We start from the raw sequence: 22,291 nt of genomic DNA, 5'->3' as shown, positions 1-22,291 counted from the left end.
ACTCGTGGCTGAAAAAGACAATGCTCTAAGCCAAGTGACTGAAGGGACCACTGAGCTGTTGCATCAAGCAACCGAAAAAACTGCTCAGACCGTCATTGAGCACACGGCTAAATATAATGATGCGTATTCAACCGTCGATAAATTTATTGAGGCGTTTTGGGAACGCCTGCCTTATATCTGTATCGCACTGGTCGTTTTCAGTATCTTTTGCCTGCTTTCGAAACTGTTCAAGTTTTTTGTGCGTAAAGCGATTGGTGAACGTAGTTACAGTAAACAGAACCTGGTATTGGTACTTAACCGTGTAGGTACATCTGCAATTATTTTTATTGGCTTCCTGATTGCCATGGTCATTGCCATTCCAGGCTTTACACCCGGGCAGCTGATGAGTGCCTTGGGGATTGGTTCGGTGGCGATTGGTTTCGCCTTCAAGGATATTTTTCAGAACCTGCTGTCCGGTGTGCTGATTCTGCTCGGTGAACCATTTAAAATTGGCGATGACATTATTGTCTCAGGTATGGAAGGTACGGTAGAAGATATCCAGATCCGTGCGACTTTCCTACGCTCACCCGATGGCCGCCGTATTGTGATTCCAAACGCAACGGTTTATACCAGTGCAGTGACAGTAAATACCGCTTATCCACGCCGCCGCTGTCAGTTTGTGGTTGGGATTGGCTATGAGGATGATGTGCAAAAAGCCAAAGACATCATCATGGCGATTCTGGACAAAGATCAAAGTATTCTTAGCCAGCCCGCTTTTAGTGTCAATGTGACTCAACTGGCCGACTTCTCGATCAACCTGACTGTGACCTGGTGGGTAGATACTGCAGAAAGTTCGATGGGTACGTCGATCAGTACCGTTCAGGAACGTGTGATCCTAGCCTTTGCGGAATATGGTATTTCAATTCCTTACCCTGTACAGGAAGTAAAAGTGTACCGTGGTGAAAACACTGAAGATGCTTCAGGCCGTGCTAAACAGTCGACCTAGGACATAAGGAATGACCGTTTCAGTACGGATAATACGGTTGCCAAGGCTTACAGCCTGGCAGCCGTTTTTTATGAGCAGATCCACTTCATAAGGAATAAAACCACCTTCTGGTCCAATCACCACTGTACAGGAATGCTCAATTGCAAAAGACATTTTGCTCTCGGCATAAGGATGCGCCACATAAGCTGGTCGATCTGTGCTGATCAAGGTCGGCAGTACATCTTCGACAAAAGGTTTAAAGCGTTTATAAAGTTCAATCTGTGGTGCAATGGTATCCCCTGCTTGTTCCAATCCCAGCTGTACATAGTGATCCAGTTGCTGTAAAAACGGCGTCTGCCAGTAGCTTTTATCCACCCGATAGCTATGCAGCAAAATGATCTTCTCTACTCCAAGCGTCACCGCATCCATAATCAGACGACGCAACACTTTCGGACGTGGTAAAGCCACAATCAGCGTCACGGGCAATTTCGCTGGCACAGCTTCTTCTTTTAAAGGTTTAAGACGAACTGTTTTTTCAGTAATTTCAACAATTTCTGTGAGATAACGTTTACCTTCATGAATCCCGGCTTTCAAGGTGTCACCGACCTGAATATCCAGATGCTGCTGCAAATGCTCTAACTGTCGCTTTGCACTAACCGACCACAGTTCAGATTCAGTTTGACGAGGATCAAGCAGGACGATGTTCATAAAAAAGTAGACCAAAAAAATATGATATATCCCTCTATTGGCTAGAGGGTGGCGACAGGGATGTCGCCTGCAGTGCTGAGGGACAGGACGTCCCTTCAGCACTGCAAAAGGCTTTTGTTACTTTTGGCCCGACAAAAGTAAGATACTGCCTACGCTATAAAAAATATATTCTGTACCTCATCAAAAGGCCGTGATTGCCCTTTAAATTGATTTAACATCGCCTCAAATCACAATTAGATCAAATTATTATTGTATAGGCCTTCCCTACTTTTGACAGCGCAAAAGTAGGCAAAACGCTTTTGTTAGGCTGATGATACTTCCCTGTATCACAGCCTAACGACGGCATCCCTGCCGTCTTGGTAAATCCAATATCTGTTACTTGTCGATGTAAATTAAAGATACTGATCAATCACCCGAATATGCTTGGCAAGCGAACCCTGATTCTGTTGCATAATCTTTTGCGCAGCCGTATTCAAACTTTCAGCTTTTTCCGAATGATTTAAAAGCTCCAATAAAATTTCAGCTGCCTGCTTAAAATTATCTACGACTTCTACTGCATGAGCTTCAACAAACTCATCCACAATGGTCTGGAAATTAAAATAATTCTTACCCAGAATCGTCGGCACATTCAGTGCAATCGGCTCCAGAATATTATGTCCACCACCCGGTTCATTTAAAGAACCACCGACATAACAAGCCTGGCTAAGTGCATACCATAGCCACATCTCACCCATTGAATCTGCCAGATAAATCTGGGTATCCGCTTCAATTTTCTGTCCCAAGCTACGGCGTTGAGTTGTTAAATTTAGAGCCTGGGCTACCTGAAATACCTCATCAAAACGTTCAGGATGACGTGGCACCACAATACACAGCAAGCTTGGATCAGCATTTAAAGCCGCTTTCAATTCAGTCATCAACTGCTGTTCTTCTGGTGCATGGGTACTGGCCAGCGTAATGATTTTACGCCCTTGTAAAGCCCACTCCTGTTTTAGCTCGCTCGCACGCTCAATAAACTGCTGTGGTGCCGTGATATCAAACTTGATATTGCCTAAGACCTGAGTTTTAGCCTTCTCAATACCTAAATCAATATAACGTTGTTGCGTTGCACTATCCTGAGCCAATAACTGCTGCATCGCGTTCAGCATGCCACGGGTTAAACCTTTGACCTTGCCATAACCTTGCGCTGATTTTTCTGATAGCCGGGCATTCAGCAACAGACAGGGCACCTGAAAATTTTGCGCCTGATCAATGAGATTTGGCCAGATTTCAGTTTCCATTAACAGCAATAATTTCGGCTGATATTTCTGATAGAAATCCCGAATCAGATGTTTTTGATCGGCAGGCAAATACACTGCCTGAAATAAATTTAAATAGGGTTCTTTAAGAAAAAGAGATTTGGCGCGTGCCTGACCTGTTTTAGTGGTATTGGTCACCAGCACCGGATGACCTGATTTTAAATAATATTCAATCAGAGGCTGTGCCGCATTGGTTTCCCCAACCGAGACCACATGAAACCAGATGGCATGTTTGTTTTTTGGTGTCTGAAACGGACCAAAACGTTCAAGCAGTTCCTGTTGTAGTTGTTCAGGACTTTCTGCACGCTTACGAATACGTGACTGATATAAAGGCTTGATCAGTGTCAGTGCCGCGTTGTACCAAAAAGGAGTAGCCAAATGTTGCCCCGAAATTGAGTGAATCGGCAAAATATAACAGAGCCACACCGACATGTTAATCGATGTGACTCATTTTTAGATTATTCTGTGGTGCTTAAAATTTTTACTTCTGCCAAAGTTGGATAATCAATATAACCTTCAGCCGCCTGACTGCCGATCATATTTTCCAGTTTTAGCTCGTTCAGCGGTGCATCTTGTAGCAGACGCTCGTATAGATCCGGATTGGCAATATAGGCCTTACCAAAAGAGACCGCATCAGCTTTACCTGAAGCTAATAGCTCAATCGCATCCTCACGGCTCAAGCGCATATTGGCAATATACGGCACGCCACCTGAACGCTGTTTCATATCATCCGAGATACTGTCTTTAGCCAGATATTCACGGGTAAAGAAGAAAGCAATCTTACGTTTGCCCAGTTGCTCCATCGCATAACCAAATGTTTCACGTGGATCATCATCACCCATGTCATGCTCATCGCCACGTGGTGCCAGATGCACACCGACACGATCTGCGCCCCAGACTTCAATCAAGGCATCGACTACTTCCAGCAGGAAGCGGGCACGGTTTTCAACAGAACCGCCGTATTCATCTTCACGCTTGTTGGTCTTGCTTTGCAGGAACTGGTCAATCAGATAACCATTGGCACCATGCAACTCTACCCCATCAAAACCGGCTTCTTTGGCACGAATCGCAGCCTGCTTATATTGCTCGGTAATGGTATGAATCTCTGAAATTTCCAGCGGACGTGGAAGAACATAAGGGCGCTTAGGACGTAACAGGCTAACATGACCGGCCTGTTGTACTGAACTTGCCGATACCGGTGTGTCACCATTCAGTAATTCAGGATCAGAAACACGCCCCACATGCCATAACTGTGCAACGATCAAACCACCCTTCTCATGTACAGCATTGGTCACCAGTTTCCAGCCTTCAACCTGTGCATCTGTAAATAGCCCAGGTGTATTGCGGTAACCATTGGCTTCTTCAGAAATAACAGTGGCTTCGGAAATGATCAGACCTGCACTTGCACGTTGTGCATAGTACTCTGCCATCATCGGCGTTGGAACACGGTCATCGGTTGCACGACTACGCGTTAAAGGTGCCATGATGACACGGTTTTTGAGTTCGAGCGCACCCATTTTCAGGGGGGTATTCAATTCAGCCATACTGACTCCAGCCTCCAGATATGTTTTTAGAGGTGTTGTTGTAAATGTTCGATGTACTGCTGAATCAGGGCTTCGTTGCGGGAGAAATATGACCATTGTCCATGTTTAGTGGCGGTAATTAATCCCGCCTGCTGTAACACGGACAAATGATTGGACATGGTGGACTGAGAGACTTGCCCTAATTTTTCAATCTGGCCTGCACAAACACCACGCTGAAAGCCGCCACATTCTTCGGCAGACAGATACTGCCCTGGTGTTTTTAACCATTCCAGAATTTGCCGGCGTGTGGGATTTGCCAGAGCTTTAAAGATCAGATCAACGTCCATAGTCACATCACATAGTCGTGCGCAACAAAGCTGATTGCAGCATTTATTCCAGTATATCGCATTTTTTCGATTTAAATATCGAATATTTTGAATATAAGGTTTGCAAACTGTATTTGCTTTGTTACGCAGAGAGTTAAAAGGTCTGCTTACAGGCCTTGTTTCAAGCTTGCTTCAATAAATTTGTCCAGATCACCATCCAGAACTGCACCAGTATTTGAATTTTCAACACCAGTACGTAAGTCTTTGATACGTGAATCATCCAGAACATAAGAACGGATCTGGCTGCCCCAACCAATGTCAGACTTCGAGTCTTCTAATGCCTGAGCGGCTTCATTACGTTTGCTCATCTCCAGTTCATAGAGTTTTGCACGTAGCTGTTTCCAGGCATGATCACGGTTGGCATGTTGTGAACGCTGGTTCTGACACGCCACCACAATGCCTGTTGGTGCGTGGGTTAAACGTACCGCAGAATCAGTTTTGTTAATGTGCTGACCACCCGCACCTGATGCACGGTAAGTATCAGTACGAACATCCGCAGGGTTAATATCGATTTCGATATTGTCATCGACTTCAGGTGAAACGAATACCGCAGAGAATGAAGTATGACGGCGGTTACCCGAGTCAAATGGTGACTTACGTACTAAACGGTGTACGCCAGATTCGGTACGTAACCAACCATAGGCATATTCACCTTCAACACGAATCGTTGCAGATTTAATACCCGCCACGTCACCATCAGATTCTTCCATCAATTCTGCTTTAAAGCCATGACGTTCAATCCAACGCATGTACATACGCAGCAACATCGACGCCCAGTCTTGTGCTTCTGTACCGCCAGAACCCGCTTGAATTTCCACATAACATGGGTTCGGATCCATTGGGTTGCTGAACATACGACGGAATTCAAGTTTTGCCAATTCAGTTTCAGCTGATGTGAGTTCCGCTTGGACATCTTCAAGCATTTCTTCTTCATCAGCTTCTACAGCCAAATCTAGCATCGCTTGCGCATCTTCCAGCTGGGTCGTCAGACCGTCCAGTACATTGAGTACATTCTCAAGCTCGCCTTTTTCTTTGGCCATAGCCTGGGCACGGTTCTGATCATTCCAGATTGCTGGATCTTCTAATTCACGGAGAACCTCTTCCAAACGCTCTTTTTTCAGATCGTAGTCAAAGATACCCCCGTAGTGTTTGACCACGTTCGTTCAAGTCTTTTAGCTGGAGTAGATAAGGATTAATTTCCACGTGAATTTCTCTCAATCAATAAGGCATAAATTTTTAGCAGGCAATTATATCACAGTCCTTTCCCGCAGTTTGAGCAGGACATTTGTCTGATCTTTCCCAGTTCTAAATATTTATTTGGACCCATTCAGATCATTGACTGCACCTGCATGCCTTCATCTTTACCGGTCAAGTAAATGCATAAAAAAATGGATCTCCTTAACTAAAAAATTCTGATTTTTTGGAACTCAACCAGTCCATTTAACAATATTTTTTTTGCTTGTTTATTAGTCAAAATCTCTAAAATTCACAATCTTTACATAGTTTTAATAAAACAAAACATTGTTTTTTTTATTTATATTTCAATGAATTAAAATCATAAAATTACACAAAATTACTGTATTGACATTACTGTAACTTTCCCTTGATTGACGATCTTCCGATTTGGGCTAGACTGAAACTGTAACAAAAAATTTATTAAATCCCAGCCAAACTTTCAGAGGGGAGTATCCGCATGAAAAAATTAGCAATCGCTTCAGCACTTATTTCAGCCGTAGCTTTTACGGGTACCGCAGCACATGCTTACCAAGCAGAAATTGGTGCATCAGCAGGCTTAACAGATCCGGACAACGGTAGTTCAAGCGGCTCTTTCGGTGTAGATGGCACTTATTACTTTAATCCTGTACAAACGCGTAATGCACCATTAGCCGAAGCAGCCTTCCTTGATCGTGCAAGTAATGTGAAAGCTCAATATCAATATGATGATTACGACTCTTCAGAACGTCACCGTTATGGTGTAGGTGCTGAATACTTCGTACCAAACTCAGATTTTTATTTGAGTGGTAGCGTAGGTCGTGATGATTCTAAATACGACTATGCACCTGATTTTGACGAAACCGTTTATAGTGCTGAAGTCGGTTATTTACCTGCACCAGGTCTGTTAATTGCAGCAGGTGTGAAAGGTTATGACAATGACTATGATGACGGTGTAGATCCAACTTTACGTGCTAAATATGTGACTACCTTAAGCAATGGTAAAGACATTAACCTTGAAGCTGGCGCTGCCTTTGGCGACCTAGATGAGTACAACTTAAAAGCTGACTACTTCATCGACAAAACTTTAAGTGTTGGTGCTGATTATCAAAGCAAAGACAATGGCCCTTACGACTCAAATGAATTTGGTGTAAGTGCACGTAAATTCTTTAATGAACAAGTAAGCTTGGAAGGTCGTGTAGGTTTTGGTGAAATTGGTAACCAAGACTACAACAAATTTGGTGTAGCTGCTAAATATCGCTTCTAAGCTTCGCTTAATTACATACTCAAACAGCACTCTTCTTCGGAAGGGTGCTTTTTTTATGCCCTAAAATAAAGCAGTTAGGTAGAAATTGTGCATTGACGTACTGCGTATTTTCCGTACAATCAGCAACAACTGTAACAAAACAGTCATATTTCTATAACAGAGGGAATCTCAATAATGTTTAAAAAACTTGCGCTTGCAACTGCTCTTCTTGCTGGCCTGGGAACTGCACATGCTTATCAAGCTGAAGTTAATGTCGGCTATGAAAATACTGATATCGATAATCTTGGGGATCTAGATACATTTTTCATCAATGGAAAATACTATTTAAATGCAGTTCAAGTTAAGAACTCCCCACTTGCAGAAGCAGCTTTCCTCAATAAGGCGAGCAATATTGGTTTAGGTTATGCAAATGCGAGCGGTGATGGAGATGAAGATATCGATGTATTTGGTGTAAGTGGTGAGTTTTATATTCCAAATACTCAATTTTATGTAAGCGGTACTATTAACCAAACTGACTTTGCAGGTGAAGACAATACTGGTTATGCTTTTGAGGTTGGTTACTTACCAGTTAATGGCCTACTATTAGCAGCTGGTGCAGCTAATGAAAGCGTTGATCCAGTTCAGGTAGCAAATTATGGTTTTGTTCCTAACCTCCTAAATGCTGTTACTGTAGGTGATGATACTGCATTATCTCTACGTGCTAAGTACGTGACTCAAATTGGCAACCATTTTGCAAATTTTGAAGGTCTAAGTTATTTTGGTGATGAAACAACTTATCGCCTAGGTGCTGATCTTTATATAGATCCTACACTTAGCGTTGGTGTTTCTTTTGCTGACTCTACTGCTGATGAATCAGATACTATTTTTAGTGTTCGTGCTCAAAAATTCTTTACCCCTGCAATTGCAGCTGGCGTGAATTACACAACTACTGACGGTGCTGACTCTTTCGGTATCAACGGTACATTCCGCTTCTAATCTTTTAGATTAAAAGTAAAAAACCGCTCACTTGAGCGGTTTTTTATTGTTGTAAATGTAAAATCCGCAGCTGTAAGCTGACATTGCCATTAAATTCATTGCGTTCCAGCTCATAGACCAAATGCACGCTATCCTGCATCGGGTCAAATGCAAATTTATCTTTGGCGCTAAAAGCAATTGCATCTAATACCTGCCCGTTATTTAAAGCCAGACGCAGCTTTAAATGGCTATCCTTTAACCAGCGGTAATCCAGAATCTTAAAGATGCCTTCAAAAATCGGTTGAGGAAACTTTTGCCCCCATGGGCTCAAGTTCTGCAGCAGGTCTACGGTATCAATTTGGAAAGCTGATGCCGGTAGTTCCCCATCAGTCCACAGCGTAGCAGTAAATAGGCTTTCATCCATCTCTGCAATCAGCTGTTCAAAGACCTGTTTAAATTCAGCAAAATGCTGCTTTTTAATGGTTAATCCCGCTGCGGCCGCGTGCCCACCGAAATGGCTGACCAGATGCGGATACTGCTCTGCTATCCGTTCAATGCTATCCCGGATATGAATCCCTTCAATGGAACGTGCTGAACCTTTGATATGAATACCATCTTCATCAGCAGCAAAGACTATACTTGGACGATGGAACTGTTCTTTTAAACGGCCCGCTACAATCCCGATCACACCCTGATGCCAGTGCTGTTCAAACATGATCAGTGCGGCAGGCAAAGTATTCTCATCGAGCTGGATTTTTTCCAGTTCAGTCAAAGCTTCCTGCTTGATTTTGCCTTCTACCTGACGACGTTCGACATTCAGTTTATTCAGCTGTTCTGCGAGTGGATAAGCGGTTGCCAGATCTGGAGCGAGCAAACACTCAATCCCGATATCCATGGTTTCCATACGCCCAGCTGCATTAATGCGCGGCCCGAGTACAAAGCCAAGATCCTGGGCTTTTAAAGTTGCTGCATCCCGTCCTGCAATTTCCAGCAATGCACTAATGCCCGGACGGCATAAGTGCTGCTGAATCCGCTTCAGCCCAGCATCAATCAGAATGCGGTTGTTATAGTCCAGACTAGCTACATCTGCATACGTTCCCAGCGCCACCAAATCCAGATAGTTGGTAATCACTGTTGAAGATTTACCGAGCTTCTTACGATGAGTCGATAGATTCGCCAAGACATAGAAAGCCACGCCTACCCCGGCCAGTGCCTTGCTTGGGAATTCACAGCCTAACTGGTTTGGATTGACCACCGCTTCAGCTGCTGGCGTTGGCTTGGTCGTAAGATGGTGATCGGTGATGATCACCTGCATGCCATGATCCTGTGCCTGTTTCACCCCGTCATGACTGGAAATTCCGTTATCTACGGTAATCAGCAGATCAGGGGTAAAATTCGCAAAAGCCAGATCGGCAATGGCAGGAGTCAAGCCATAACCATACTTGAAACGGTCTGGAACCAGATAATCAACATTGGCCCCCATGTCGCGCAGAGCCAGCACCATCAATGCAGTACTGGTGGCACCATCGGCATCATAGTCACCGACAATCACGATCTTCTGACCTGCATCAATCGCTGCATCGATCAGCTGAATGGCTTCAGCTAGGCCTTTCATAGTCGGTGCCAACAGATGCTTGAGTTTCAGCTCAAGCTCCTGCTGCGACTCCACCCCACGGCGTGCCAGAATTTCTGCAATAAAAGACGGTACATCCTGAAAAGATTCAGGACGGGTCAGTAAAGGTCGCTGCTTGATTTCAAGTTTTGGCATTTATGGCATCAGTCGCTGCAATGTCCAAGCATCGTCAGTCTTGGTATAACTCAGACGATCATGCAAACGATTTGGACGTCCTTGCCAGAACTCATAATAGTCTGGGACAAGACGGTACCCCCCCCAGAATTCTGGCTTATCAAGCTGTTCCTGATTCACCATCTTGTCATGGTAGTCCCAGAAACGCTGCTGCAGTTCATCGCGACTGGCAATCACACCACTTTGTGGCGTACTGGCATGCGCGGCAATCTGACTGTCACGTGGACGTTTATGATAATAGTCAGTGGATTCTTCTTCAGAGATTTTGACTACACGACCAGAAACACGGATCTGTCGTTCCTGCTCCTGCCAGTAAAACAGCAATTCGGCATAGGGGTTTTCTGCCAGATCCAGGCCTTTCTGGCTGTCATAATTGGTATAAAAATCATAACCCGCTTCAGTCGCACCACGTAATAATACAGTACGCACATGCGGACGACCTTGCGCATTTGCCGTAGCTAGTGACATAGCATAAGGCTCATGCAGTTGGGCTGCCAAAGCATGGTTAAACCAGAGCAAAAACTGTTCGTGTGGGTCCAGTTTAACCTGATCCTCAATCAGCTCGCCTTTCTGATAATTCAGACGTAGTTCACTCAGATCTTTAATTAAATCAGTCATTCCATCTCTCTATAGTCAGACAGCAAGTTTAGACAGCATTGGCACGTACGGCATCTGCCAGTGAATGAGCCAGTGTAGTGACTTCATCCAGGTCTTCGCCTTCCACCATAACACGAATAACCGGCTCAGTACCTGACTTACGAATCAGCAAACGACCACGACCTTTCAGCTGTTGTTCTGCTTTTTCAAATTCAGCAGCAAGCGCAGGTACAGCATACGGGTCAAACATGGCATCCAGACGCACATTGACCAATACGTTCGGCAATAGGCGGAAATCAGCGACCAGTTCATGCAGGGCTTTCTTCTGCTCGACCATGACTGTCAATACTTGTAGCGCCGCAATAATGGCATCACCCGTGGTGCTCTTGTCTAGCGTCAGGATATGACCTGATGGCTCACCGCCAGTGACCCAGCCCTTTTCTTCCAGACCTTGTAATACATAACGGTCACCTACCTTGGCACGCAAGAAGGGTACTTGGGCTTTTTCCAAAGCCAGTTCCAGTGCCATATTACTCATCAGCGTGCCCACGATCCCCGCTGGCTTATTTTTGACCTGAGTGGCAAGGATATACAGAATATGGTCACCCGTAATCTGCTCACCGTTTTTGTCGACCATAATCACACGGTCAGCATCACCGTCAAAAGCAACCCCAAGATCAGCCTGATATTCAACGACTGCTTTTTGCAGATTCTCAGGATGTGTTGAGCCACAGTCTTTATTAATATTGAGACCATCAGGATCATCAAACATTGCAATAACTTTTGCGCCCAACTCACGGAATACTGCAGGACCTACGTTATAGGCTGCACCATTGGCACAATCCACTACAATCGTTAGATCATTCAGGTCTAAATGGTATGGGAAAGTCGATTTACAGAATTCGATATAACGGCCATTGGCATCTTTGACACGGAAACTTTTACCCAGGTTCGCCGTGTCTTCAATAATTAACTCTTTTTCAAGTTCCTGGTTAATTTCATCCTGCAAGGCATCTGGCAGTTTTTTGCCTTCACCCGAGAAGAATTTAATTCCATTATCAAAATACGGATTATGCGAAGCTGAAATAACAATACCCAGACTGGCATGCAGCGCACGGGTCAAATGGGCTATTGCAGGGGTCGGTAATGGACCGAGTAAATGTACATAAACACCTGCCGCGTTCAGACCAGCCTGCAAGGCAGATTCTAAAATATAGCCTGATAAACGAGTATCTTTTCCCATCACCACCAGCGGTTTATTTTTTTTACTATATCGCTTGAGTACCTTCCCAGCAGCAAAGCCTAGTTTAAGCGCAAACTCAGGCGTAATTGGCAATTCGCCAAACTTGCCACGGATACCATCGGTGCCAAAATAACTCATCGTTGTCTCACTTCTTATTGGGTGATTTCCATCATCCATTTTTACAATGTGTCACACTTTACACCAAAACAAAAAAGCCGTCATTTGTATGACGGCTTTTTTCGGATTAGTACAGACAGGAAATTAGCCAACGCGATAGTTAGGCGCTTCCTTGGTAATCGTCACGTCATGTACGTGAGATTCAGACATACCTGCTGCAGTGATTTTTACAAACTTCGCATTTTGACGAAGATCTTCAATCGTTGCAGAACCGGTATAGCCCATAGATGAACGCAAACCGCCCATCATCTGATGCACGATATTACCCATTGGACCTTTATAAGGTACACGGCCTTCAATACCTTCTGGAACCAGTTTCTCAGCACCCGCTTTAGAATCCTGGAAGTAACGATCCGCTGAACCTGTTGCTCCTGCCATCGCACCCAATGAACCCATACCACGGTAAGCTTTGTAGTAACGACCCTGGAAGAACTCAACTTCGCCTGGTGCTTCTTCAGTACCCGCCAACAGTGAACCTACCATGATGGTGCTTGCACCAGCGCCAATCGCTTTTGCCATATCGCCAGAGAAACGGATACCACCATCAGCAATTAATGGAATCTGTTCTTTCAATGCATTCGCAACAGAGTCGATTGCAGAGATTTGCGGCATACCAATACCCGCAACAATACGCGTCGTACAGATTGAGCCAGGACCGATACCTACTTTAACAGCATCTGCACCAGCATCGAGAAGTGCAAGCGCAGCATCACCAGTTGCGATGTTACCGCCAATCACTTGAACTTGCGGGAAGTTCTGTTTTACCCAGCGTACACGTTCAATCACGCCAGCAGAATGACCATGTGCAGTATCAACTACAATCACGTCTACACCAGCTTCAACCAATGCTTCAACACGGCTTGGTGTTTCTGCACCCGTACCCACTGCAGCACCTACGCGCAGGCGACCGAGGTCATCTTTACAGCTGTTTGGATAGCTTTCAGCTTTGCGAAAATCTGTAACCGTGATCAAACCTTTCAGTTCTTGCTGTTCATTTACAACCAGAACTTTTTCAATACGGTGCTTTTGCAGTAAGGCCTGGATGTTTTCTTTTGATTCGCCTTCACGAACTGTTACCAGACGATCCTGACCTGTCATGATGTTACTGACTGGCTGTTCCAAATTGGTTTCAAAGCGTGTATCACGACCTGTTACGATACCTACCACTTTGCCATCTTTCACAACAGGCACACCACTGATATTGTTTGCCTGAGTTAAAGCAATCAACTCACGAACAGTAGTTTCTGGGGTAACGATGATTGGATCTTTCACCATACCCGCTTCGAATTTTTTCACACGACGTACTTCAGCCGCCTGTGCAGCAATATCCATGTTCTTGTGCAGAATACCGATACCACCATTTTGCGCCATTGCAATCGCCATACGGGATTCAGTCACCGTATCCATAGCTGCAGACACAAGAGGAATATTCAGGTTAATGCCGCGAGTCAGGCGTGTCTTTAGAGAGACATCTTTTGGGAGAACAGTAGAGTAGGCAGGGAGTAATAGGACATCATCGAAGGTTAACGCGTCTTGAACGATGGTCAACATAACAGTCTCACTGGTAATTTCCGTGCGCTATTATAAACAAATTTAGCTCTAAATTTCATTGCAATTGCAAAATTTATTTTGTCTAGATCTGGACTTAGATTTAATCGAACTACCTAAATTTATAAATTTGATCGTTCAATCAACAGTTTAAATATTCCAGTACAGCAAGAAGAGTAAGTAAGCTTACAAAATCATTGACTGGCTTGCTTCATTGCGCAGATAGAAAATCAAAAACAAATCATTCAGCGATTATAATTTTTCTGACAATTTGTAGCTCAAACATACCAATATTTATATCCAATAAACAACAGAGCCGGAGCTCTGTTGTTTAAAATCTTACATTCAGATTTAGCTGACGCGTTCAAAGTTATCGTCATTCTCGGCTTCATCCCGATCGATCTGGATGAATGGAATCATATTATGGGCAATGCGAGCTTTATTACACTGCACATCAGCAACCTGGACTTGCTTACACGAAGTACTGCGTAGCTCATACATACTGCAACTGACCTGCTCGCCAATCGTGCCTTCTAGTGCAACACAGCGCGGGTTTTTCTGATTTGTCCCTGCCATACACGAATACACCGATGTAACAGGTTCGGTATAGTGTTCTGGCATCGGAATACCCTCTGCCCAGTAAAACGATACCCTGAAATAGGCGCAACATGCACCACAACTTAAACATGCATCCTGTGTTGGAACTTGAGACAACATTTTTTATAAATTCTCGTCATCAAAAAGATTTTTTTGGAATCCGAAAATATAAAAAATGTTGTTTTTTCACTCAAGTATTTTTTTTAATTTCTCCCGTTATTCTGGACAGGTAAATACCGTTTCATCCATTAAATCAGTACCGCATTCCAGGGTTTCAATCCAGTCCAGGAACTGATTGATCTGCTCTTTGCCCACAAACGGCGTACCGTGCTGTGGCACGATCATTTCTACATCCATGCTACGTATCATCTGAACCCAGAGACGGATTACCTTGTTATTACACATATAGCGCTGATGGAAGCCTTTCATTTTCGGGATATGCGCTGCAAAGTTTTCTAATGGACGCGAAGCATCTTCAACCATCGACGCGCCCATATCGCCTGAAAACAGGATTTTTGCAATCGGGTCATAAAATTGAAAATTACCCACTGAATGCAGAAAATGAGCCGGAATGGCCACAATTGAAGATTCACCGAGTTTAATCACTTGCCCATGGTCAGGTAATTCCACCAGACGATCCAGCCAGTTGCCTTTCATGCGGTCACTCATAAAGGCTGAGTTCAGGTGCGGCAAGAAACGTGCCCAGAGTTTGGACGCGACCACTTTGGCATCGGTATAGACCAGCCAACGCGGCATCGAAGTGATAATATCCGGATCCTGATGCGAGGCCATGACATAGTCCAGATTGGTCAGGCGGGTATATTTATTCAGTTCCATGGTCAGCGGCACATAAGTCAGGTCACCCCCCGGATCCAGCACCGCTGCACGGTTATTATCAATAATTAAAAACTGGTTGGCCTGAACGCCTTCACCTTTTACCAGGCTGGTAAAACTAATGCATTTGTGGATGCCATCATCAAATAAAACCTGTGATGTGGTACGTTCAAAAGCCATAACTTTCCCCAATTTTATACATTTAAAAATGATTTTTGTGTTGTTGTTAACATATAAGTATTTAGAGAAACTTACAATAAATAAAAATGTCTATATAGCCTTATTTATCAGCATTTTGAGAGCTATTTCACAATAAAAAATCCCGAGTTTTTAGCTCAGGATTTAATATATTATTCCTATGAATTAGAAATAATAATGTTTGAGCAAGGTACCTATACCAATCAGCAGGAAGATCAGCGCACCAATTTTATGAATCAAGGAGATTGGCAGGCGGTTTGCAAGTTTATCCCCAATCAAAACTGCCGGTGCATTGGCAATCATCATACCTACCGTGGTTCCCAACATCACCCAAAGCACACTGTCAAAACGTGCTGCCAGCGCTACGGTTGCAATCTGGGTTTTGTCACCAATTTCTGCCAGGAAGAACAGGATAAAGGTCGCACCAAATACCCCCAATTTTTGCCATTTATTGATGCTAGCAGATTCATCACCGAGTTCATCCGGAATCAGCATCCAGATTGCCATAGCAATAAAGCCAATTGAAACAATCCACAACAACACATCTGCACTAATAACCGTAGTTATCCACTGACCCAATACCGCAGACAAACCATGGTTGATCAAGGTTGCTAGCAAGATCGCAACAAGAATAGGAACAGGTTTTCTGAATCGCGCAGCAAGTAGCAAGGCAAGCAATTGGGTCTTATCGCCCATTTCGGCAAGCGCTACGATGGCAGTTGAAAGGAGGAATTCGTACATATGTCTTTCTCTGGCTGGCATGTGCTACCGATGACTTACCCTTCCCGCCAGCCAAAATCTGCAGAATGGTAAATCAAAGGTCTTGCCAACAAAAGAAAGCTTCAAGAAGCTCATTTGGTTCTTTGCTATGATGACCATGTCCGGTTCAGGACAAATATGTTGACCATCACCCTTTTGCTTTGCGCAAAAGGCGGCTACTCCCCAATGAAGTAAGCTCATTATAATCAAGAGCATCCATATTTACAAATCGCAATATAAAAAACCCTGCCGAAGCAGGGTTTCTGTTTTACACCCTCTTTGTATTTTTCCCTGAGCCTTGAGTGAAATATATGTCATTCAAGACGCAAGAGAAAAGAGAGTGAATCTAATTAAATTTAGATTAATAAGCTACGAATATCTTTAAGAAGTTTCGTCAACTTATTGGTGAAGCGTGCCGCATCTGCGCCATTAATCACACGGTGATCGTATGACAATGACAATGGAAGCATTAAGCGCGGATCAAAGCCCTCACCATTCCATACTGGCTGCATGGTTGCCGGTGAAATACCCAGAATCGCCACTTGAGGCCAATTTACAAGTGGGGTAAATGCTGTACCACCAATTGCGCCAAGACTTGAAATCGTGAAGTTCGCACCTTGCAGATCTTTCGGCGAAAGTTTCTTGTCACGTGCTTTTTGACCCAATTCGCCCAATTCTTTCGAAATTTGCTTAATGGATTTTTGGTCTGGGTTACGCAGTACCGGAACGGTTAAGCCATCCGGAGTTGCTACAGCGATGCCCATATGGATTTCATTACGCAACAAGACTGACTTGCCGTCATCTGCCAAGTGACCTGCAAATTCACGCTCTTCTTTCAGCAGGTGCGCTACTGCCTTAATGATGAATGACATAATCGTCAGGCTTAAACCTTCTTTCTTAAAGTTGCCTTTAAGCTCATTACGCCATGCTTCAAGTTCAGTAATGTCGGCTAAATCGAACTGCGTCACTTGTGGAATGTAGTTGTTTAAAGACAACTGCGGAATAGAAACCTGCTGTAAACGCGTCAAGGCTTTTTCTTCGACACCACCAAATGCATCGAAGCTTGGTAGTTTTGGTAAGCCTGCTGGTGCAGCCGCGGCTGGCGCAACTGCAACAGGTGCCGGTGTAGTCAGACGCGTTTTCACGTATGCAAAAAGATCTTCTTTCATCAGACGTGTATGTGGACCAGATGCTTTGACTTCAGCAAGCACCACCCCCAACTCACGCGCAAGTTTACGAACCGCAGGGCCCGCATAGACTTTGGCATTGGCAGCGTTCTGCTCTTTGGTGAGTTTATCTGCATTTTGCGTTTCAGGTGCAGCAGCAGTCTCAGCTTTTGGCGCTGCAGCTGGTGCAGGAGCAGTTTTAGCTGCTGGCACTTCTGCTTTTGCAGCCGGAGCAGTCGCAGGTGCGGCCTGCCCTTCCGCTTCAATCGTAATCAGAGCGATGCCTTCAGAAACGTTCTGACCAAGTTCGACATGAATCGACTTGATCACACCCGCAGTCGTGCTTGGCACTTCAACCGTTGCTTTATCCGATTCCACCACGATGATGCTTTGGTCTTTCTCAACCTTGTCACCAACCTGAACCAGAATTTCTGCTACGGCAGCTTTGTCAACACCCAAGTCAGGTACGTTGACTTCCACATCGCTAGCAGGCGCTGCAGGTGCTTGTGTAACTGTTTCAGCTTTGGCTTCAGGTGCCGCTTGTACAGGAGCCTGTTCAACTGATTGAGGAGCTGCTTGCTGAGCAGCCGGTGCTGAACCTGCAATTTTCACAGTCAGGATGACCACACCTTCTTTAACGGTGTCGCCTTCTTTGATTTGAATAGCTTCTACTGTGCCATCAACTGTGCTTGGAACTTCTACAGTCGCTTTGTCAGACTCTACCACCACGATGCTTTGATCAACTGCGATTTCATCACCGACCTGTACCAGAATTTCACCTACCAGAGCTTTTTCTACACCGATATCTGGCACTTTCACTTCAACAGTCGCAGATGCAGCGCCATTAGCGGCAGGTGCCTGGCTTAGTTTAGCCGCAACACCCGGCTGATGTGAAACCACTTCCTGCAGGATTTCATCATCAGGCAATGAAGTCGGGGTATTTTCCGAAGTTTTATCTGACGTATCAGCTTGCTGAGATTCTACGCTATTTGCATCATCTTCAGCCTCTAATTCAATCAGTACTGCACCTTCAGATACTTCATCACCCTGATTGACCAGAATGCTTTTTACTACACCTGCTGAAGTGCTAGGCACTTCAACAGAGGCTTTGTCAGATTCCAGCAGCACAATGCTTTCATCGATGGCAATGGTATCACCCACCTTCACCAGAATTTCAGCCACTGTTGCCTTATCTACACCAATATCAGGAGTCGTAATTTGCATGATTAGTTCTCCTCTTTGTAGTCAGCAACAGCGTGAAGTTCAGGCGTTGCTTGTGGCGCCCATGCAACTGGACGGTCGGTATCTAACTCGAAGCTAGAAATCGCGTCTTTCACCAAACGTGCATCCACTTCACCTTCGTCAGCAAGCTTTTTCAATGTTGCAACTACAATATGCGCTGCATCTACACCAAAGTAGCTACGAAGCTTGGCACGTGTATCTGAACGGCCATAACCATCAGTACCTAATGCTACGAATGGGCGGTTGTCTGGAAGGTAAGCACGGATTTGTTCGCTGTACGCACGCATATGGTCTGTTGCAGAAACTACGATCCCGTTTGTGCCACGTAATTGCTGAGCAACCCAAGACTCTTTCACTTCTTCAGCTAATGGATGTAGGCGGTTGTACTCTTCACACGCCATACCGTCACGTGCAAGCTCGTTGAAGCTGGTTACGCTGTAGACGTTCGAGTGAATTTGATACTCTTCACGAAGAATCTTCGCGGCTTTGATCACTTCACGCAGAATCACACCTGAACCAAGTAACTGAACAGTGGCTTTCTCGTCTTCTTCAAGCAGGTACATACCACGTTTGATGCCTTCCTCAACACCTTGTGGCATTGCAGGATGCTCGTAGTTTTCGTTCATCACAGTTAAGTAGTAGAACACGCGCTCTTGGTTTACATACATGCGCTTCAAGCCATCGTGAACAATCACAGCAAGCTCATAACCGAAGCATGGGTCATAAGACACACAGTTTGGAATCGTGTTCGCAAGGATGTGCGAGTGACCATCCTGGTGTTGTAAGCCTTCACCGTTCAGCGTTGTACGACCCGCAGTTGCACCGAGCAAGAAGCCTTGTGCTTGTGCATCACCTGCTGCCCATGCAATGTCACCAATACGCTGGAAACCAAACATCGAGTAATACATGTACATTGGAATCATTGGCAGGTTATTGGTTGAATAACTTGTTGCCAATGCAGCCCAAGCACTCATCGCACCCGCTTCGTTAATCCCTTCTTGAAGCATGTGACCGTCTTTTGCTTCACGATAATGCATCAATTGTTCCTGATCTTCAGGCGTGTATTTTTGACCATGTGCAGCATAAATACCCAACTGACGGAACATGCCTTCCAAACCAAAGGTACGCGCTTCATCTGGAACGATTGGCACAACGCGATCTTTAATGGCTTTTTCTTTCAATAATGAAGAAATTAAACGAACCATCACCATCGTCGTTGATTGTTGCTTGCCATTAGAACCTGCCAGCACTGCATCAAACACAGACAGTTCAGGAATCGCCAACTGCTCGCTCTCTTTACGACGTGCAGGCAGATAACCCCCTAAAGCCTCACGACGCGCCTTCATATATTTAAGTTCAGGAGAATTTTCGCTTGGACGGTAGAATGGAACTTCTTCTAACTGTTCATCGGTAAATGGCAAGTTGAAACGGTTACGTACATATTTCAACGATTCAAGCTGCATTTTCTTGATTTGGTGAGTTTTATTCACCGCTTCAATTTCGTCAGATAGGCCATAACCTTTTACCGTTTTCGCAAGAATCACGGTTGGTTGACCTGTCGACTTCATCGCTTCCGCATAGGCAGCATAAACTTTATAAGGGTCATGACCACCGCGGTTCAGATTGTCGATGTCTTCATCACTTAAACCTTTCACCAGCTCTTCAGCTTCTGGGTATTTGCCAAAGAATTTAGCGCGTGCGTATGCACCACCTTTTACTTGTAAACGTTGATATTCACCATCAACCGTTTCTTCCATTACGGCTTTTAATGCGCCAGATTCATCTTTTGCCAGTAGTGGATCCCAGTGACGGCCCCATATCACTTTAATTACGCGCCAGCCAGCACCGCGGAATAAGGACTCAAGCTCTTGAATCACTTTACCGTTACCACGTACCGGACCATCAAGACGTTGCAAGTTACAGTTGACCACCCAGATCAAGTTATCAAGCTTTTCACGACCTGCAAGTGAGATTGCACCAGTACTTTCCGGCTCATCCATCTCGCCATCGCCGAGGTAAGCCCAAACTTTACGGTCTTCTTCCTTAATCAAGCCACGGTTCATCAAATACTTTTGAATGTGCGCCTGATAGATCGACATGATTGGACCCAGACCCATCGATACCGTCGGGAACTGCCAATAGTCCGGCATCAAGTATGGATGCGGGTATGAAGGTAGACCAATACCGTCCACTTCACGGCGGAAGTTATTCAAATGTTCTTCAGTTAAACGACCTTCCAGAAACGAACGTGCATAGATCCCTGGGGCACAGTGACCTTGATAATAGATCATGTCACCGCCGAAGCTGTCACTGTTGGCACGGAAGAAGTGGTTAAAGCCTACATCATATAATGTTGCTGATGAGGCAAAACTGGCCAAGTGACCACCTAAATCATCACCTGTTTTGTTTGCGCGAAGAACCATCGCTAGTGCATTCCAACGGATCAGCGCACGAATACGGCGCTCCATATCTGCATCACCTGGCATAGGCGGTTGTTCTTCAACAGAAATCGTGTTTAAGTAAGGAGTATTTAAACGCTGAATGGGAACATGCTTAGCAATCGCGCGCTGATAAAGTTTCTCTAATAAGAAAGCTGCACGCTCAGTGCCCATGTGTTGCAAAACAGAGTCAAAAGCGTCTTGCCATTCCTGAGTTTCTTGCGCGTCTGTATCGCCATAAAACGCCATAATCTGCTGTTCCTAAAGATCTACATTAATCGTTTATATGTATCATATTTAGGGCAGCGACAGGTATCGCCCACGCTGAATGCGCAAATGCCATGGTATTTAGCAGCTAAATACCTATTGATTATTTATTACACAAATATACAAATCTAAGTCAAGAAAGAATCAAAATTATACATTGCTCATAGTTTTTAGTGATAACTTAAGGCTTAAAAGCAATAAATCTCCAGTTTCTCTCATTTTAGAAAGAAACCAGAGATTTATTACTTTTAAATCTAGATGTGATTTTCTGTAGGTGTTATGTACAGCGTAGCTTAAATGACCTGACAGCCCTTATGGCAGCATGGCAAGATAAGTTGAAGGATTTTTACGCTGACCATCTTTTACTACTTCATAGTGTAAATGCGGACCTGTACAGCGACCTGTACATCCTACGTTGGCAATGTGCTCACCCGCTTCTACGCGATCACCCACACGTGCAATCAGACGTGAAGCGTGTGCATAACGAGTCAGGTAACCATTACCGTGGTTAATTTCCACGTATTGACCATAACCTGTACCCCAGCCCGACTTGGTCACAATACCAGGTCCAGTCGCATAGATCGGCGTGCCACTTGGGGCAGACATATCTAAACCGGAATGGTTTTCAGCCCGACCATTCATGGTACGACCACCATAGTTAGAGCTGACACGTTTCAGGTTTGGTAGAGGATGTGCAACTACCCAGGAATATGGAGAAGATGAAAAACTTGAAGAAGATTTAGATGTAGACTTAGAAGCGCCGTATTTTTTCTCAATCATTGCATTATTGAGCTCAACTGGCTTCTCACGGAGCTGAACGCTTAATTTGGTTTCAGCAGGGATATAAATATCTTCTGATTGGGTATAAGCGCCCTGTGCCAAAGTCCGTGTAAGCTGCTCAAGACGATCGACGGAGCCACTTTCCTGATTTAGATCCACTAAATCTGCGAATGCTACAGAAGCAGCTGAACTCGCTAGGGAAAATGCCAACAAAATACGTCGCAAATGCATAAAAAACCTCTCTAAAACTGTTTTAATCGAGTTCCTTGGGTGATCTCTTCCTTGATATCTACCGAAAAGAGCGCATAAGATTAAGGCATAATCATGAA

18 protein-coding genes and 1 riboswitch are annotated in these 22,291 nt (G+C 44.6%); of the genes, 3 read left to right on the top strand and 15 right to left on the bottom strand.

The window, feature by feature from the left end; all coding sequences use genetic code 11:
* Positions 1 to 4 precede the first annotated feature (4 nt).
* Positions 5 to 985, top strand: coding sequence for a mechanosensitive ion channel family protein (locus tag IHE35_RS00720; RefSeq protein ID WP_242788480.1), 981 nt, complete (start codon positions 5 to 7; stop codon positions 983 to 985).
* Here the strand turns inward: IHE35_RS00720 and IHE35_RS00715 are convergent.
* From IHE35_RS00715 to prfB, 5 genes are all read right to left on the bottom strand, one after another.
* Entirely contained in the window at positions 959 to 1,672 is a 714-nt protein-coding gene (locus IHE35_RS00715) for a 16S rRNA (uracil(1498)-N(3))-methyltransferase (protein WP_242788479.1), read from the bottom strand. The two genes, IHE35_RS00720 and IHE35_RS00715, sit on opposite strands and share 27 nt — an antisense overlap.
* A gap of 392 nt (positions 1,673 to 2,064) precedes the next feature.
* Positions 2,065 to 3,345 carry a 3-deoxy-D-manno-octulosonic acid transferase gene (locus IHE35_RS00710; RefSeq protein ID WP_242788478.1) on the bottom strand — a complete coding sequence of 427 codons (1,281 nt, stop codon included), beginning with the start codon at positions 3,343 to 3,345 and terminating at the stop codon, positions 2,065 to 2,067.
* Between the two features lie 80 nt (positions 3,346 to 3,425).
* Positions 3,426 to 4,511 carry an alkene reductase gene (locus IHE35_RS00705; RefSeq protein WP_242788477.1) on the bottom strand — a complete coding sequence of 362 codons (1,086 nt, stop codon included), beginning with the start codon at positions 4,509 to 4,511 and terminating at the stop codon, positions 3,426 to 3,428.
* 26 nt (positions 4,512 to 4,537) lie between these two features.
* The gene (locus tag IHE35_RS00700; protein WP_242788476.1) at positions 4,538 to 4,837 is read right to left on the bottom strand and encodes a metalloregulator ArsR/SmtB family transcription factor; all 300 of its coding nucleotides are present in this window, start codon (positions 4,835 to 4,837) and stop codon (positions 4,538 to 4,540) included.
* Between the two features lie 146 nt (positions 4,838 to 4,983).
* Positions 4,984 to 6,079 (bottom strand): peptide chain release factor 2 gene (gene prfB / locus IHE35_RS00695; protein ID WP_242788475.1). Its coding sequence is split into 2 segments (ribosomal slippage): positions 4,984 to 6,006 and positions 6,008 to 6,079, totalling 1,095 coding nucleotides; the frame shifts between segments, so codons are not numbered across the junction.
* Between the two features lie 490 nt (positions 6,080 to 6,569).
* On the opposite strand from prfB, the gene IHE35_RS00690 reads away from it, so the two are divergent.
* Together IHE35_RS00690 and IHE35_RS00685 are read left to right on the top strand one after the other, a co-directional pair.
* Positions 6,570 to 7,355, top strand: coding sequence for a putative porin (locus tag IHE35_RS00690; RefSeq protein ID WP_242788474.1), 786 nt, complete (start codon positions 6,570 to 6,572; stop codon positions 7,353 to 7,355).
* 174 nt (positions 7,356 to 7,529) lie between these two features.
* Entirely contained in the window at positions 7,530 to 8,330 is an 801-nt protein-coding gene (locus IHE35_RS00685; RefSeq protein WP_242788472.1) for a putative porin, read from the top strand.
* A 43-nt stretch (positions 8,331 to 8,373) separates the two neighbouring features.
* On the opposite strand, the gene recJ is transcribed toward IHE35_RS00685, so the two are convergent.
* From recJ to IHE35_RS00635, 10 genes are all read right to left on the bottom strand, one after another.
* Positions 8,374 to 10,077 (bottom strand): single-stranded-DNA-specific exonuclease RecJ, encoded by a 1,704-nt coding sequence (recJ, locus tag IHE35_RS00680; protein WP_242788471.1) that lies wholly within the window; start codon positions 10,075 to 10,077, stop codon positions 8,374 to 8,376.
* Positions 10,078 to 10,734: a pyridoxamine 5'-phosphate oxidase gene (pdxH, locus tag IHE35_RS00675; protein ID WP_242788470.1), complete on the bottom strand. Its 657-nt coding sequence runs from the start codon at positions 10,732 to 10,734 to the stop codon at positions 10,078 to 10,080.
* 28 nt (positions 10,735 to 10,762) lie between these two features.
* Positions 10,763 to 12,094: a phosphoglucosamine mutase gene (gene glmM, locus IHE35_RS00670; RefSeq protein WP_242788469.1), complete on the bottom strand. Its 1,332-nt coding sequence runs from the start codon at positions 12,092 to 12,094 to the stop codon at positions 10,763 to 10,765.
* A 123-nt stretch (positions 12,095 to 12,217) separates the two neighbouring features.
* Positions 12,218 to 13,684, bottom strand: coding sequence for an IMP dehydrogenase (guaB, locus tag IHE35_RS00665; protein ID WP_242788468.1), 1,467 nt, complete (start codon positions 13,682 to 13,684; stop codon positions 12,218 to 12,220).
* Positions 13,685 to 14,032: 348 nt separating this feature from the next.
* Positions 14,033 to 14,398, bottom strand: a complete 366-nt coding sequence (locus IHE35_RS00660) for a YkgJ family cysteine cluster protein (RefSeq protein WP_242788467.1) — start codon at positions 14,396 to 14,398, stop codon at positions 14,033 to 14,035.
* 96 nt (positions 14,399 to 14,494) lie between these two features.
* Complete coding sequence (locus IHE35_RS00655) at positions 14,495 to 15,292, bottom strand: MBL fold metallo-hydrolase (protein WP_242788466.1); 798 nt, start codon at positions 15,290 to 15,292, stop codon at positions 14,495 to 14,497.
* A 183-nt stretch (positions 15,293 to 15,475) separates the two neighbouring features.
* Positions 15,476 to 16,051: a TMEM165/GDT1 family protein gene (locus tag IHE35_RS00650; protein WP_242788465.1), complete on the bottom strand. Its 576-nt coding sequence runs from the start codon at positions 16,049 to 16,051 to the stop codon at positions 15,476 to 15,478.
* A 72-nt stretch (positions 16,052 to 16,123) separates the two neighbouring features.
* Positions 16,124 to 16,266, bottom strand: a riboswitch (yybP-ykoY riboswitch).
* 159 nt (positions 16,267 to 16,425) lie between these two features.
* The gene (locus IHE35_RS00645) at positions 16,426 to 18,459 is read right to left on the bottom strand and encodes a 2-oxo acid dehydrogenase subunit E2 (protein WP_242788463.1); all 2,034 of its coding nucleotides are present in this window, start codon (positions 18,457 to 18,459) and stop codon (positions 16,426 to 16,428) included.
* A gap of 2 nt (positions 18,460 to 18,461) precedes the next feature.
* Positions 18,462 to 21,164: a pyruvate dehydrogenase (acetyl-transferring), homodimeric type gene (aceE, locus tag IHE35_RS00640; RefSeq protein WP_242788462.1), complete on the bottom strand. Its 2,703-nt coding sequence runs from the start codon at positions 21,162 to 21,164 to the stop codon at positions 18,462 to 18,464.
* Positions 21,165 to 21,494: 330 nt separating this feature from the next.
* Entirely contained in the window at positions 21,495 to 22,193 is a 699-nt protein-coding gene (locus IHE35_RS00635; protein WP_242788461.1) for a M23 family metallopeptidase, read from the bottom strand.
* Positions 22,194 to 22,291 lie beyond the last annotated feature (98 nt).

The sequence above is a fragment of the Acinetobacter sp. ASP199 genome (assembly GCF_022700675.1).
Taxonomy (GTDB): Bacteria; Pseudomonadota; Gammaproteobacteria; order Pseudomonadales; family Moraxellaceae; genus Acinetobacter.
Note: the sequence above shows the minus strand (reverse complement) of the source record. Positions and strands in the feature narration are given on the sequence as shown.

What these genes read in the sequence shown, in the direction of transcription:
- IHE35_RS00715 (WP_242788479.1), bottom strand. Translation starts at nt 1,672, where the DNA reads ATGAACATCGTCCTGCTTGATCCTCGTCAAACTGAATCTGAACTGTGG.
- IHE35_RS00705 (WP_242788477.1), bottom strand. Translation starts at nt 4,511, where the DNA reads ATGGCTGAATTGAATACCCCCCTGAAAATGGGTGCGCTCGAACTCAAA.
- IHE35_RS00700 (WP_242788476.1), bottom strand. Translation starts at nt 4,837, where the DNA reads ATGGACGTTGATCTGATCTTTAAAGCTCTGGCAAATCCCACACGCCGG.
- IHE35_RS00690 (WP_242788474.1), top strand. Translation starts at nt 6,570, where the DNA reads ATGAAAAAATTAGCAATCGCTTCAGCACTTATTTCAGCCGTAGCTTTT.
- IHE35_RS00685 (WP_242788472.1), top strand. Translation starts at nt 7,530, where the DNA reads ATGTTTAAAAAACTTGCGCTTGCAACTGCTCTTCTTGCTGGCCTGGGA.
- recJ (WP_242788471.1), bottom strand. Translation starts at nt 10,077, where the DNA reads ATGCCAAAACTTGAAATCAAGCAGCGACCTTTACTGACCCGTCCTGAA.
- pdxH (WP_242788470.1), bottom strand. Translation starts at nt 10,734, where the DNA reads ATGACTGATTTAATTAAAGATCTGAGTGAACTACGTCTGAATTATCAG.
- glmM (WP_242788469.1), bottom strand. Translation starts at nt 12,094, where the DNA reads ATGAGTTATTTTGGCACCGATGGTATCCGTGGCAAGTTTGGCGAATTG.
- guaB (WP_242788468.1), bottom strand. Translation starts at nt 13,684, where the DNA reads ATGTTGACCATCGTTCAAGACGCGTTAACCTTCGATGATGTCCTATTA.
- IHE35_RS00660 (WP_242788467.1), bottom strand. Translation starts at nt 14,398, where the DNA reads ATGTTGTCTCAAGTTCCAACACAGGATGCATGTTTAAGTTGTGGTGCA.
- IHE35_RS00655 (WP_242788466.1), bottom strand. Translation starts at nt 15,292, where the DNA reads ATGGCTTTTGAACGTACCACATCACAGGTTTTATTTGATGATGGCATC.
- IHE35_RS00650 (WP_242788465.1), bottom strand. Translation starts at nt 16,051, where the DNA reads ATGTACGAATTCCTCCTTTCAACTGCCATCGTAGCGCTTGCCGAAATG.
- IHE35_RS00645 (WP_242788463.1), bottom strand. Translation starts at nt 18,459, where the DNA reads ATGCAAATTACGACTCCTGATATTGGTGTAGATAAGGCAACAGTGGCT.
- aceE (WP_242788462.1), bottom strand. Translation starts at nt 21,164, where the DNA reads ATGGCGTTTTATGGCGATACAGACGCGCAAGAAACTCAGGAATGGCAA.
- IHE35_RS00635 (WP_242788461.1), bottom strand. Translation starts at nt 22,193, where the DNA reads ATGCATTTGCGACGTATTTTGTTGGCATTTTCCCTAGCGAGTTCAGCT.